General features: G+C 65.0%; 13 protein-coding genes and 1 riboswitch. Of the genes, 1 reads left to right on the top strand and 12 read right to left on the bottom strand.

The annotated features are described in order from the left end of the window. Positions 1–54: 54 nt before the first annotated feature. The 6 genes from H5P29_RS10130 to H5P29_RS10105 all read right to left on the bottom strand — a co-directional run bounded on the left by H5P29_RS10130 (position 55) and on the right by H5P29_RS10105 (position 6119). The gene (locus H5P29_RS10130) at positions 55–1104 is read right to left on the bottom strand and encodes an ABC transporter substrate-binding protein (protein WP_067957954.1); all 1050 of its coding nucleotides are present in this window, start codon (positions 1102–1104) and stop codon (positions 55–57) included. A 266-nt stretch (positions 1105–1370) separates the two neighbouring features. Next, a riboswitch (cobalamin riboswitch) is annotated at positions 1371–1562 on the bottom strand. 120 nt (positions 1563–1682) lie between these two features. Then, on the bottom strand, positions 1683–3164 hold the full coding sequence (locus H5P29_RS10125) for a nucleotidyltransferase family protein (RefSeq protein ID WP_154386391.1): 1482 nt from the start codon (positions 3162–3164) through the stop codon (positions 1683–1685). Beyond that, entirely contained in the window at positions 3164–3838 is a 675-nt protein-coding gene (locus H5P29_RS10120; RefSeq protein ID WP_154386390.1) for a glycosyltransferase family A protein, read from the bottom strand. Before H5P29_RS10120 ends, H5P29_RS10125 begins: the two co-directional genes overlap by 1 nt. Next, positions 3835–4596: a glycosyltransferase gene (locus tag H5P29_RS10115; protein WP_067957945.1), complete on the bottom strand. Its 762-nt coding sequence runs from the start codon at positions 4594–4596 to the stop codon at positions 3835–3837. Before H5P29_RS10115 ends, H5P29_RS10120 begins: the two co-directional genes overlap by 4 nt. Continuing rightward, the gene (locus H5P29_RS10110; RefSeq protein WP_154386389.1) at positions 4593–5645 is read right to left on the bottom strand and encodes a serine kinase; all 1053 of its coding nucleotides are present in this window, start codon (positions 5643–5645) and stop codon (positions 4593–4595) included. The genes H5P29_RS10115 and H5P29_RS10110 overlap by 4 nt, the downstream gene beginning before the upstream one ends. Before the next feature lie 48 nt (positions 5646–5693). Next, positions 5694–6119: a PqqD family protein gene (locus tag H5P29_RS10105; protein ID WP_182575229.1), complete on the bottom strand. Its 426-nt coding sequence runs from the start codon at positions 6117–6119 to the stop codon at positions 5694–5696. Between the two features lie 425 nt (positions 6120–6544). On the opposite strand from H5P29_RS10105, the gene H5P29_RS10100 reads away from it, so the two are divergent. Continuing rightward, positions 6545–7432, top strand: a complete 888-nt coding sequence (locus H5P29_RS10100) for a glycosyltransferase (RefSeq protein WP_154386388.1) — start codon at positions 6545–6547, stop codon at positions 7430–7432. Positions 7433–7501: 69 nt separating this feature from the next. Here H5P29_RS10100 and H5P29_RS10095 read toward each other — a convergent pair whose 3' ends face one another. The 6 genes from H5P29_RS10095 to H5P29_RS10070 form a co-directional block, all read right to left on the bottom strand. Continuing rightward, a complete protein-coding gene (locus tag H5P29_RS10095) occupies positions 7502–8230 on the bottom strand; it encodes an alpha/beta hydrolase (protein WP_154386387.1) in 729 nt (242 codons plus the stop codon). A gap of 55 nt (positions 8231–8285) precedes the next feature. Beyond that, the gene (locus tag H5P29_RS10090; protein ID WP_067957933.1) at positions 8286–8588 is read right to left on the bottom strand and encodes a hypothetical protein; all 303 of its coding nucleotides are present in this window, start codon (positions 8586–8588) and stop codon (positions 8286–8288) included. Between the two features lie 97 nt (positions 8589–8685). Then, positions 8686–9573: a DUF1684 domain-containing protein gene (locus tag H5P29_RS10085; RefSeq protein ID WP_246670840.1), complete on the bottom strand. Its 888-nt coding sequence runs from the start codon at positions 9571–9573 to the stop codon at positions 8686–8688. A 22-nt stretch (positions 9574–9595) separates the two neighbouring features. Beyond that, positions 9596–10936, bottom strand: a complete 1341-nt coding sequence (locus H5P29_RS10080; protein ID WP_154386385.1) for an acyl-CoA thioesterase/BAAT N-terminal domain-containing protein — start codon at positions 10934–10936, stop codon at positions 9596–9598. A gap of 37 nt (positions 10937–10973) precedes the next feature. Then, positions 10974–11888, bottom strand: a complete 915-nt coding sequence (locus tag H5P29_RS10075) for an Ldh family oxidoreductase (protein WP_154386384.1) — start codon at positions 11886–11888, stop codon at positions 10974–10976. Continuing rightward, positions 11885–12598 (bottom strand): GntR family transcriptional regulator, encoded by a 714-nt coding sequence (locus tag H5P29_RS10070; RefSeq protein ID WP_154386383.1) that lies wholly within the window; start codon positions 12596–12598, stop codon positions 11885–11887. The genes H5P29_RS10075 and H5P29_RS10070 overlap by 4 nt, the downstream gene beginning before the upstream one ends. Positions 12599–12608 lie beyond the last annotated feature (10 nt).

Genomic DNA, 12608 nt, shown 5'->3' with positions numbered 1-12608 from the left:
GCTCCGGATTGAGAGGGTACGCCGCCGCCTGACGGGCGGCGGCGTGCTGGTCGATCAGTTGGAGGCTGTGCCCTGGTAGGTCATGCCGCCCTGGAACGGCAGCCCCTGGTAGATCTCGATCCATTCCTTCATCGCAGCCTCGGGATCGACGTCGGTGAAGAGGTCGGGATAGAGCCACTTGGCGACCTGCAGCGCGCCGGTGACCTTGGACGAGCCGCCGGCGAGGTAGTAGTTGATCAGGCGGACATCGCCCGCCTGCCCTGCCGGCGTGCCTGATATTTCCTCGCGCGCGACGATCGCCCTCCAGCTCTCGGCGAATTTTGCCTCCGGGATGGTCTGGTAGGAGCCGGGCTGCAGCTTGATCACCAGGTCGGGCTTGCGCGCGATGATCTCCTCGGGATCGACGGTGAAGCTGTTTTCGTTGCCGCGCGACGACGGCTCCTTCTTGATGTCGATGTCGCCGAAGACATTGGTGCCGCCGCCGGCCTCGATCATGTCGTGCCAGCCTGAGCCGGGCGTGACGGTCACGAGATCACGGACCTCTTCAAGATAAACCTTCTTACGCTCGACGCCCTTCAGACGCTCGGCCAGCAGGTCCATGTACTTGGTGTAGTAGGCGTTCAGCGCATCGGCCTTTTCCTTCTCGTCGAACAGCTTGCCGAACAATGTGACGTTTTCGACATGCTGCAGCGTGTCCCAGGCGGTGACGACCAGCACCGGAATGTCGAAGGCTTCGAGCTGCTTGGCTGCCTCCTCATAGACGCCGTTGCGAGGGATGATGACCAAGTCCGGCTTGAGCGCAACGATCGCCTCGTAATTGGGCTGCGTCTGGCCTTGGCCGACAATGTCGGCTTCCTTGAACTGCGGCCAGTAGGTCGGATCCCGCATCGTGCTGGCATCGACGCCAACGACCTTGTCGATGGCGCCAATGGCGCGGGCGAACTCGACCGCGTAGCGGTTGAAGATCACCGCCCGCTTGATCGGCAGTTCCAGCTCGACCGTTCGGCCGGCATCGTCCGTGAAGCTATCCGCGGCCGCCGGCGCAAGGCCAATGGCGGATGCCGCGGCGAGCCCGAGCCAAAGGATCCAATGTCTGATGTTCATGATCTCTCCTTGCTTGAAAGGGGTGCGCAACGCCTGGCGTTGCCATGCCCGGAAGGCGTCCGGGACAATAGGTAGAGGCGCGATGCCACGGCAGCAGGCGACAAATGCGTCTGCCCAAACTTTCGATATTCTGGGGAAACCGTTCTTCCCGACATCGCCGCGCCAACCTCTGACTGCCCTGGCGGGGATGCGGAAATGCAGACCTGGCGAAAGCCGCAAACGGGCTTCCGGACGGGAACCGGCATTCCTGTGGCACACCCCGACCACGGAATCTCACTCTGTCAGGCAGGTCTCCTGGCTCGCGGGTCCTAGCCTTGTCGCCCGTCTTCCCGGCACGAATGCCAGTGACACAGGGGCAATAGGCTCACCGCTTACAGTTGCGGGACAGCTCCGGTTTCGCACCGGATTCCCTCTTAGCTTCCACCTCGCGGCGGAAGACCATGACGGCGCCAACCTATCGACGGCCAAGGTAAAGTCAAGTTGCCATCCGGGACTATACAGGGCGGCATTTGCCTGAGCCGCGACGATGCTGAGACCAGGTTGCGCGGAACTGCAGGCAGCGCAAACTGTTCTCCGGCTCAGCGAGCCGGCGAAACGGTCACCGAGACGATCTGGAACGGCACCGCACCATAGGTGGCGACCGTCTGCTCATGCTCCCACGCGCGGAACTGTCGCGACGGCCGCGCCGACAGCACCAACGCGCCATCCGCCTGGTCTGGCCGGATGGTACCGCGAAACCGCAAGGTCAGCCGGCCGCCTGATTTACCCAGCTTGCGATAGCGCAGCCGCGCGAAATGGCATTCGCCGCCATTCAGCTCCATCTCGATGCGACGGCGCACCGGCGGCACGTCCAGCCGCACGACAATGTCGATCTCGGCAGGCGCACCGCCAACTGCCGCCGGCGGCAACGGCACCTGCTGCGCCAGTGCCGGGGTGACCTGCCCCGCACCATCGCCCGCCTGTGTGCGCCGACCATGCCAGACGACGCCGGGCAGCTCGCGCTCACGGACAGCGCGTTTCTTGCGCATGCGCAACTGCTTGGCGACACCGCGTGACAGCCAGGTCAGACCCTTGAAGTCGGTCCGCGGCTTGGCCTGCAGCAAGGCAGCGATACGGGCGGCGCCGGCGCGATCGGCCATGTCGACCACCTGCTCCAGCACATCGTCGGGAACCGGCACCGACATCTCTGCTTTCAGATAGCTCAGCGCCACCGCCGTCGGCACGGCAAGGTGCCTGCGGGCGACGACGTCGCAAAGCACGGCCCAGTCGACGCCGCCGGCGCGGATCGCCGAGGCTGTGTCGACCAGCCAGTCGCTGTGGGTATGAGCGTCGAGGCCGCCATGGCCGATCGCCAGCGTCACCCGGTCGGCGGTCGAAGGGACCAGCACGTCGAGACTGGTGAAGGAGGCCGGCGTGGCGCGCTGCCAAACCGCAGCGTCGTCCGCCTCATCTGCCTGCGACCAGTCATAAGCGACCTGGTGCAGATCGATGTCGCCATAGCTGCCCTTGAAGAAATTCATCGACCGCACCGCAGCTAACCGCGGCTTGAGATATTGGGGACTGACCCCTGTCGACACCTGCCAGTCGCCATGACGCAGCATGTCGAAGGCGGCCACCATGTGCTCGGGGTGCACAAGGATGTCGATGTCGTGCGCCACCCGGCCGCGCTGTGCCGCCGGCTCCACCGCGATGCGGCTCGCGCCCTTGAGCAGCATGATCGGCACGCCGGCCGCGACGATGGCCCTCAGTGCGGGCTCGGCCTCGCGCATGGCAAGCCGCGACTTGGTCCACAGCATCTTCTGCAGGCCAGCGAGACGCGGATAGGCGGGATGCATCGCCAGCGCCTTGCCGAACCGGTCGGCGATCGCGGCAAGCAGCCTGTGCTCGCGGAACTCGACGGCATCGATGTCGTTGGCATCGAGCCACCGCAAGGCCTGCGTCTGCGCGACCGCATGGTCCGGCAACAGCACCGCCTTGAGCAACTGGTCGAGACCGTTGGTTGGCCATGCCCAGCCATAGTCGGGGAAGCGCCGGCCGATGCGGCGTGACGTGGATGCCATCAGCCCTGTCCGGCGTTCTTGAGCTTGCGCCGCAGCATGGCCATTCTTGCGACCTCGAGATAGCCACGGTCGCGCTCGGGATCGCGGCCGTAGGACATGCTTCCCGGCAGGATCCGGCGCAGGGCCAGGACCTCATCGATCATGCCGAGCTGGTGGCCGTCTTCGCGGGCCCGGCCAAGCCAGTCGACCATTTCACCGCGGTTGCCTGGCGGGTCGATCACCGAGCCGACGGAAAGCGCCACCTCGCTACGGACCAACATCGTCGTGCGCGACCAGCCGGGCGTCACCTTGCCGGTGCCATCGTCTGGTTCGCCATGCCGAAAGGTTCGCCACTGCGTGAACACGGCAGCCAGCTGCGGCGCCTCTTCCAGCCTGCGAAACTGACGCTCGATCTTGTCGCCAAGCCACAGATCGTCGGCGTCGACAGTTGCAATGAAGGGCGCCCTGGCCAGCGCGAAGCCGCGCGTCGTGGCACTGCCCGGTCCGGAGTTGTCCTGCCTGACATATCGGACCGGAACGCCCGATTGCCGCGTCACCGCCTCGGTCTCGTCGGTCGAGCCGTCATCGACGACGATGATCTCGGCAGGCGGCACTGTCTGCGCGGCAACCGAGCGCAGCGTCTCGGCGATCGTGCGGGCCGCGTTCCAGGCGGGAATGACGACGCTGTATCTCATGACCGCAGCGGCGCCCCATCGCCCGACGGATGCGCCACCTGGATGAAACCTCTGAGGTCGCCGAGCGTCGGGTCGGCCTTGCGGCGGCGCATCGATTTCTGCATCGCCTTGAGGAACTCCCGCCGCGACTCGGCGACGTTCCGGGTCAGATTGTGTTCATGGCGGCGGTAGTAGAGCGCGATCGTGTCGGGAAAGACAAATCGCGCCCTCTGCTCGAAGATGCGAAACAGGAAGTCGGTGTCCTCTGCCTGCGCCAGCTCCTCGTCGAAATCGCCGATCCGCGCGATCAGGCTGCGCCGATAGATGCCGGCCGACAGATGCACGCCGCGAAAGATGCGGTCGTCGCATCCTGCAACCGGCTCGAGCGTCTCGTCGTCGATCTGGTCGACCATGCGCATGTAGGAATAGGTGAGTTCGAGCGCCGGATCGGTCTTGAAATAGGCAAGGTCGGCGGCAAAGCGCCCGGCGGGTGAGATGTCGTCGGAATCGATGAAGGAGACGAACTCGGTGTCGTCAGAGAGCCGGCGCAGGCCGGCATTGCGCGCCTTGGTCACGCCTGAATTGGCTTGTGAGAACAGGCGGATCGGCGCGCCGTCGGCGATGAATGACCGCACAGCCGCCACGGTACCGTCGACCGAGCCGTCGTCGATGACGATGATGTCGAGCTGCGCGGCGTCGCTCTGTCGCAAAACCGAGCGCAGCGCCGAGCCGATGTAGCTCTCGCGGTTGTAGACGGGCAGCACGATGCCCAGCTTCATGAATTGCCCCTATCCAGAAACGCGGCGATCGTCTCCGCGATCTCGTTGCCGCGCGTGCCCAGTGTCAAAGTGTAGCACGGCAACCGACGTGTCAGCTCGCCAAAGAAACGAAATCCGCTTTCGCGTTCGCCCGGCATCTGCGCGATGCCGGACGGCGCCAGCGCCATAAGCGCGTCCTTGCGCGAAAGCGGCGTGATGGTGCTTTGCGCGGCGCCCGATATCTGCGGCACAAGCAGCGCCACGATGTCGAGTTCACTGGCGACGCCACGCGGGCAAAGATCCTGGACCCTGAACTGGTACTTGCCTTGCCAGTTGAGGAGGCCTGGATCGGGCAACAGCCGAGCTAGCCCAAGTCGGTCGAAACCCGCCTGGTCCTGCTTCAGCGTCGTGAACAATGGGCGCGCCAGCGAACGGTCACCGTCGAATTCGACCAGCACGTAGTCGTCACCGACGCTGTCGAGCCCGGCAAGCAGGCCCGAGGCGACCGTGCCCGACTTGCCGGCGCCGCCGGCCCCGGCCAGCAGCACGCCCCTGCCGCCCTTGCCGAGCGTTCCGGCATGCGTGAGGCGCATGCCGCGCGCCGCATATTCCCAATGCAGGAAGCAGCGCAGCGGGGCACCGAACTCCCATGGCGGGCAGCCGTCGGCGGACCGCATGAGCTGCACGCCCAGCCGCTTTTCGACATCGTAGAACTGCCAGTAGCTGAGGTCGTGGAAGTAATGGCCGCGCAGGCCGTTGGCTTCGAGCCGCTCGGAAAACATGTTCGGATGAAACAGCGCCTCGCCCCACAACGCCGGCTGCGGAATCGAGCCAATGCCAGGGTGGGCGAGAAAAATCCGCCCCGGCGTCGCCGGTCGTCCGGCAGCTATCTCTGCAACCATGCCATGGCCAAGCGCCCTCGCCAGTTCGCCGTGATCGGAAAACACGTCGATCGCCAGGCCGGGCAGCTCGACCCGGCTTTTCCCGGGAAAGGCATCGGCATTCGCCTCGCAGGCGGCGAGGAGCTCGCGCGCATAGTCGGCAAGATCGTCAAGGGTTACACGTCGCATCGGAACCTGAAGGCAGCAAGTGGTATCGAAATGCGCCGGAAACCGGCGCTACTGCTTCACCGCCGGCCAGCCGGCAGGCTCGTCGACGTCGTGGATCGGGTCGACCATCACCAGGTCGGCGAGCTCGTCGTGCATGTCGATCTTGAGCGCCTCGCGGGCCGCCGCCAGGCGCTGCGCGAGCTCGGGCGACAATGCGGCCGATGCCATGCCGGTCGCAGGCGAAAGCAGTCCATACTCGTTCAGCCTGGCAATGAAAGCATCCAGGTCGGCGGCGGAAAGCTGTCCGCTGCCGCAGGTGCGGCCGACCAGACTTGCCGGCGGAACCTGTGCGATCAGCGCTTCCCATACACAGCTGCCGCTGTCGGAGAAGCCGAAATACCTGCCGCTGGCGAGGTCGAGAACGACCGCGTCACCATCGAACGTCTCATAGACGATGTCGTTGCCCGAGACCGCGTAAATTGTCGAATACCCCACGCCTGCCCTACCCCTAGGTTTTTTCCCGGCAAACTGCTTATCAAGCAAATGCACATATAAGCAACAGCTGCGGGCCGGGATATCTATAGGGTTGCATTGCAAAACGCAATACTCGCGTCCAGATTGTTTTTGGTGGCAATTTTCGGCACCTCTCCGTGGCCCTTCTCTGTCGGGTGGTTCCCATGCGATAGGTGAGCCTTGGATGGGCACGGCTTGTGGGCAACATGCGACTGAAGAACAAGCTGAGGCTAGCTTACCGAACCCGAATCCACGCCGGACCCGGCTTTGCACCTGATGCAGCGACAAGGGCTGGAGCAGAACTCAGGATGGCAGCGGGGCGGCTCGACGACGGCTCGTGCCCCGTATTTACCTCCTCGATGCTCAATCACGCGCCACTCGGCGTTGCGAACTATCTTGGATCTCGCTTGGCCGCCCGCCCTGCCCTGTTTCTCGTCTGGTTCACTTGGGCGATGCGCAAGGAGCGGCAGGTCCTGCGGACGCTGACCGCTGAGCGGCTCTATCGCCGCCGCTTTCCCGAGCATCGCTTCGTCTTCATGTGCAACGAACTCGAGGAAGTCGCGCTATTTCGCGAGAATGGACTGAACGCGCTGTTCTGCAGCCACAATGCCCTGGCCGACGAACAGACGTTCAAGCCCGTATCTGGTGTCGAGAACACCTACGATGCCTTCTACAACGCCATGATCAGTCCCTGGAAACGCCGTCACCTGGCCCGGTTGGTGCCAAGCGCCGCGCACGTCTTCTACGAATCGCGCCTCACCGGACGACAGAAGACCGCCGATCTGCTCGACGAGCTCAAGCGCATGATGCCAGCGCATCACTTTCTCAACCCGCACGATGGCCACCGCATCGAGAAGCTCGATTGGCAGGCGATCAACGCCGTCATGGCGGCGAGCGCCACCGGCCTGTGCCTGTCGGCGGAAGAAGGCGCGATGTATGCCAGCATCGAATACCTGCTTGCCGGCCTGCCCGTCGTCTCGACGCCCTCGATCGGCGGCCGCCATATCTTCGGCGACCCCGAGACATGGCTGACAGTGGAACCCACTGAAGAAGCGGTTCGCGACGGCGTCGCTCAGATGAAAGCGCGGAACGTGCCGCGCGAGCGCGTCCGCGCCGTCACGCTTGCCAAGGTCCACGAACATCGCAAGCGGCTGCGCGCCTGCGTCCTGGTGGAGACCGATGGCCGGGTCGACCTGCCTGACGACTATGGCCACGCCGTCTATCGCCGTCTCAACAACTGGCAGCGCGGGCTCGATTTCGAGCGCATGCTCATCGACGACTACCACAGCGAGTGACGCCGATGCGGCACTTCCTGCCAGCTGTTCAGGACTTTTGCAGCAACCAGCCCGCCGGGCCTTCCCCGCTCAGTTGCCCAGCCCGCGCCGCAGCAGTTCGCCCAATGTCAGCTGGTGGTCGAACCGTCCGTCGCGCAGGAAGTTGATCGTCTGGGCGATGACCAGCGGATTGTTCATCATGAAGGTGTGGGTGGTCGGCAGCACGATGTGGTCGACCATGCCGGCGAGCCTGGTGCTTTCCACCGACACCTTGCCGTCATTGGGCCCGTCGAACATCGTCGACAGGATCGGGTTCACGCTGCGGTCACCGGCGATGATGCCGACCTCGAAATCCGCAGCATCGAGCTGGTTCGGAACGCTGTCCGGCCCCGTGCCGAGCTGCATGCCGGCGGGGCCATTGAGCATCTCGAACAATTTGAGGCCGCCGAGCGTGTCGACGACCTCGGAGCCGTGGTTGGGCGGCGCAAGCATCACCACCCGGCCGAGATTTGGCGGCCGGTTGTCCTTCAGCCAGGCCCGGAGCAGGATACCGCCCATCGAATGGGTGACGAAGTTGACCCTGGCTGCCGGACCGCACTTTGCCGCCGACGCACCGACATGGGCGATCAACTGCCCGATTGGCGCCTCGACCGAAGGATAGGTGTCGCTGACGACGGCGTAGTCGAGTTTGGTGAATGTCTCTTCCATCAGCAGGAAGGACACGTCGGAGCGCGCGAGGCCATGCAGCAGCACGACGCAGTCTTGCGCAAAGGCGGCCGACGACATCAGCGACAACAACAGGGCAGACAACAGTCGCATGCGCGAAGCTAGACCGGATTGCCCGATAGCCTCAAGGACGAGATCATGAGCCGCCTCAGGGAACGTCGTCGCTGGCGGCAGGCCCGCCCTCGCCCTCGAGCATCGACAGTCTTTTGGTCACCGACCGGCTGAACTTCAGGCGCACGCCCGCGCCATTGCCGCCCTCCTCGGGGATGAAGACGGCGCCGTAATGTTCCAATGCCGCCTGAAGCGCGCCAATGGCGGCATCGTCCGGGATGCCGGTCTTGCGTTCGAAGGCCTCGATATCGGCCTCGTCGACGCTGGAGGCCACAGCCAGTCTTTGCCGGCTGATTTCCACCAGCGCACGCGCCGCCCTGCACATCGCTCCCGTCATCATCGCCCGCGCCTCCTGTCGAAACAGAAGTGATTGCAAATGGCGAGGTGTCTGTCACCCCACCACATCGGGAACCGCACGCGCGAGCGGCAAATGCCTGTCAGGCGGCGTCTGTGCCAGCCTGATAGGTCATCGTCCTGACCACGTCCCGCGCCGGGCGCTTTTCACCGGCGAGAACCTCGAAATCGAGCTGGTTCTCGCGCGGGACCAGCGGACAGGTGACGAAGTTGGTGAAGGCGCATGGCAGCGCCACCGCATAGTTGAAATCGATCCAGTCGATGCGGCTGTTGGTGCCGTCGGTGAACTGCAGTTCGATGACGCGGCCGGCACCGTAGGTGACGGGGCCACTGGTCTTGTCGCGGACATGGGCCACCGGCTGCACGCCCGTTGCCGTGTCCTTGCCGATCAGCTCGATGGAATAGCTCTTGCCATTGTGCTCGAAGGTGAAGGTGCCGATCCGCGGCGTCGATTCACGCACACCGGCTTCGACGGTTTCCGCCTCGTATTCGGTGATATCAGTCGGCGTGTAGACGCCGGGAATACGCCATGCTGGATCGTAGTCGAATGCGGAAACGCCCGCCTCCTCCACCGTCGTCGCCACGCGCGGATCGCGCACGCGCACACCATAAAGCGACTTGCCGTCATTCCTGCTGCGCAGGATAGCTTCGACCTCGTTGACACCGAAATAGACGGGCTCGCTTTTGCCGTGGCCATAGGTCTGGTTGCGGCCCGGAATGATCTCGATCGGCTCGGTCGGATAGGTGCCATTGACGGAGAGGTTCGGCCCCGAAGCGGGCGGGGTGAACATGACCTTGCTGTCCTCGACCGACCAGGTTCCGGGGAGCAGGTCGAAGCTGACGTCCTTGTCGCCGGCTTCCAGCCAGTACTGGGCGACCAGCGAGGTCCAGCCATAAGGCCGGAACATCTTGGCGACATGAGCGTAGCGCCATTCGCGCCACTGGCCTTCCAAATGTTCTCTTGTGGGCATGTTCGTCTCCCTTTCGAAGAATTCAGCTTTTTGCGTGGGCATTCTGGTGGGTGGCGGCCCCGGTGATCTCGTCCAGGAAGGCGAGCATGCCGCGCCAAGAGCCGGTGTCGGCCCTCGAATTGCCGGAGGGCGTGCCGCCATTGGTGTAAGGGACCTTCGACACCGGATGCAGGCGACTGATCTGGGTCGACGGCACGATCGGCAGGTTGATGGCGTGACCGGCATCGTCGAAATCGAGATGCCTGACCAGATGACGATGGTCGTGCTTCCGCAAGGCCGAAGCGACCATGCGGGAATAGAGGCTGGACGGCCAGGCGCGGTCGTCACGGCCCGAGATCAGCAGCACCGGACCCGCAATGTTCTCGACTGGAATGCGCGCGCGGGCCGCAAGCTTGGTGTCCTTCAAGCCTTCGAAGAAGACCGAGTGATGCCGGCTGGGCGGAGCCTCGCCGGCCCAGGGATGCCAGTGCACGGCGGCATTGTCCTGCCACAGATGGGGCAGCGGAACGCCGCCCCTTGTCCAGGTCGTGCCTTGCCAGCCGCCACGTGCCGGATCGCCCGCGCCCTGGGCGCCATGGACCACAGCACCTGGCACGAAAGCAATCACGGCGGAGACCAGTTCAGGGAACGTGGCGCCGAGCAGCAGCGCGAGTTCGCCGCCGCGCGACTGGCCGCTGACAGCAACGAAGCCGTCTTTCGGCTGGAGCTCTCGACGCGCCCAGCGCAGGCCGGCCTCGAGATATTCGAGCGGTGTTTCGGTGATGAAGGGCGACAACCCCGGCGCCTTGAAGTAGCCGAGCGCAAAGGCCTGGTAACCACGGGACGCAAGCAGTGCTGCGCGCGGTTCGTTAATGCCGCCGCCCGAGCCGTTGAGCACCATGACGACCGGATGCGGTCCCGGCCCGGCGGGCGTGAACAGCGTGCCGACCAATCCGTCGTCGCGGATCTCGCATCGCTCCACTCCAGGCGCGGCGAAAGCCTGAAAAAGCCTGGCCTCGGCCCGCACGCCACCGGCGGTTTCGGCTGTCAGCGTCGTCGCCATGGGCTGCATGATATCGTCGGCGAAGAGCTCGGCGCTGGTGCTGTCGACCGGCTGCTGGCTCCAGATCAGGCCCATGGCTGCAACTTCGGCATAGTCTCCGCCGACCGGCGCGTCGCGGGCCAGGTCGACCACGCCGTCGGCGTCCGCCAAGAAGGTCGCCTGGCTCATCCAGGTCACGCCATGCGCCCGCTCGGTGCGGGCAGAGACGGCGACGAGTTCGTCAGGGACGAGGCCGGAGACGACGATCTGCCGCGGCTCGTCGATCAGGCCGTCCAAGACATCGATGGAAAAGACAGGTGCTGAAACGGGCTTTGTGGTCATCTGGCTTACAAACTCTGCATCTGGTTGACCGGCGTGGTCATCGGCCTGGCTGGATCGTCATGCGGGCGAGAGAGGTGTCGAGACGCTGGACGAAATCGTCGTCCAGCACGGCCTCGGGTGCCGCGCGGCCGCCACGCGGCCAGTGACCGCCGCCCTCGATCCAGTCGCCCTTCAGCCCGGCCAGCCTGGCTTGCCAGTCGATGCCTTCACCCGCGCGTGACGGATCGAAGGCAAGCAGGAACACGCCCCGGCCTTTCGGATCTCCCCTGCCGCCACCCGCGACGCCGGCCATGAGCTCGACCACCAATCCGAGCAGCGAGCCGATCTGGCCGCCACGCGGCAGCAATGCCGCAACCTCGGCGGCGATTCTGGTCGGCCGTCCTTCGCCATCCAGGGCGATCCCCTCAGGCAAGGGCGCGCCCGAAGCACGGGCGTTGCGGATATCGGCCATGGTTGCCGTGCTGGTGGCGACATCGATGACGACGCGTTCGGAACCCTGCCCTATGGCAAGCGCCAGCGGATTGGTGCCGATCACCGGACGGGTACCGCCATGTGGCGCGACGAAAGGCGGGCCTTCCGCACCGGCGATGCCGAGCAGGCCGCCATCTGCGAGATGGCGAACAAAGGGTGCGAGCCGGCCAAAGCCCCTGACACCGCGCAGGAACACCGCGGCGACGCCGAACTGCCTGGCGGCCTCGGCAAGGTCGAGCGTGGCGCTGGCGACCGCCAGCGGTGCAAAGCATGAGGCACAGTCGAGCCAGCCTATGGCCTGCGAGCTCTCGCGTGCCGGCACCGGCGCTGCATCGACAGTCCATTCGTCGAGCATGGCGATGCCGAAACGCGGCAGGCCGAGAGCATCGGCCTCGACCAGCGCCGAAGCCGCGAGCTGCGCTGCCGGGCCGCCGCCAAGTGCTGCCGCCAACCGGCCGGCCGCATCAGGGATCGCGATCATTCGGCCGGGCTCCGCGCTGCGCCGCCAAGCTGGATCTCGCTTGCCGAGAGGTAGCCCAGCGTCATCAGACGCTCGATCAGGAACTCCCTGGAGTGCTTGATATGGGCGAACTCTATCGCCGCGGCCCGCTCGCCGTCGCCGGCCGCAATCGCATCGACCAGTGCCGTGTGCTCGTCGGAATGCTCGCCTGCCTTGACGGTGAAATCGATGGCAAAGCGCAGCAGGCGTTCGAGCTCGTCGAACAGGGTCTCCGAAAGCGCGACGACACGCTTGTTGCGGCTGCAGCGGGCAATGGCGAGGTGAAAGCGCCGAGCCACCTGCTGCATGGTGCCGATATCCATCGGCTGGGCATATTCCCTCACGATCTGGCGCAGCAGCGCGATTTCCGCCGGCGTGGCGTAACGTGCCGCCTGCCGCGCCGCATGCGGTCCGATCGCGGCGCGCATGTCGAGGATGTCGTGCACCGCCTGGAAGGTGATGGGAGCGACGCGATAGCCGCTGCGCGGCAGGATCGTAACCAGTCCATCGGCGGCAAGCTTCTGCATGGCATCGCGCACTGGCGTCTTCGACACCTCGTACTTGCCGGCGATTGAGGCAGCATCAAGCGTCGTCCCCGGCACGATCTCGCAACGCATGATCTCCTGGCGGAGCGCCAGATAGATGCGCTCGGAAACGGGTGCATTCACGGTGGGGTCGGCGTCGACGATCATGAGCTTGTGC

Origin of the sequence: Aminobacter sp. MDW-2 (assembly GCF_014250155.1) — a bacterium.
Lineage (GTDB): Bacteria > Pseudomonadota > Alphaproteobacteria > Rhizobiales > Rhizobiaceae > Aminobacter > Aminobacter ciceronei.
This window is presented reverse-complemented; position numbering and strand designations above follow the sequence as displayed.

Excerpts from the sequence above, each read along its gene's own strand:
- H5P29_RS10080 (WP_154386385.1), bottom strand. The coding sequence starts at position 10,936 with ATGACCACAAAGCCCGTTTCAGCACCTGTCTTTTCCATCGATGTCTTG.
- H5P29_RS10115 (WP_067957945.1), bottom strand. The coding sequence starts at position 4,596 with ATGAAGCTGGGCATCGTGCTGCCCGTCTACAACCGCGAGAGCTACATC.
- H5P29_RS10110 (WP_154386389.1), bottom strand. The coding sequence starts at position 5,645 with ATGCGACGTGTAACCCTTGACGATCTTGCCGACTATGCGCGCGAGCTC.
- H5P29_RS10095 (WP_154386387.1), bottom strand. The coding sequence starts at position 8,230 with ATGCGACTGTTGTCTGCCCTGTTGTTGTCGCTGATGTCGTCGGCCGCC.
- H5P29_RS10075 (WP_154386384.1), bottom strand. The coding sequence starts at position 11,888 with ATGATCGCGATCCCTGATGCGGCCGGCCGGTTGGCGGCAGCACTTGGC.
- H5P29_RS10130 (WP_067957954.1), bottom strand. The coding sequence starts at position 1,104 with ATGAACATCAGACATTGGATCCTTTGGCTCGGGCTCGCCGCGGCATCC.
- H5P29_RS10125 (WP_154386391.1), bottom strand. The coding sequence starts at position 3,164 with ATGGCATCCACGTCACGCCGCATCGGCCGGCGCTTCCCCGACTATGGC.
- H5P29_RS10120 (WP_154386390.1), bottom strand. The coding sequence starts at position 3,838 with ATGAGATACAGCGTCGTCATTCCCGCCTGGAACGCGGCCCGCACGATC.
- H5P29_RS10090 (WP_067957933.1), bottom strand. The coding sequence starts at position 8,588 with ATGATGACGGGAGCGATGTGCAGGGCGGCGCGTGCGCTGGTGGAAATC.
- H5P29_RS10085 (WP_246670840.1), bottom strand. The coding sequence starts at position 9,573 with ATGCCCACAAGAGAACATTTGGAAGGCCAGTGGCGCGAATGGCGCTAC.
- H5P29_RS10070 (WP_154386383.1), bottom strand. The coding sequence starts at position 12,598 with ATGATCGTCGACGCCGACCCCACCGTGAATGCACCCGTTTCCGAGCGC.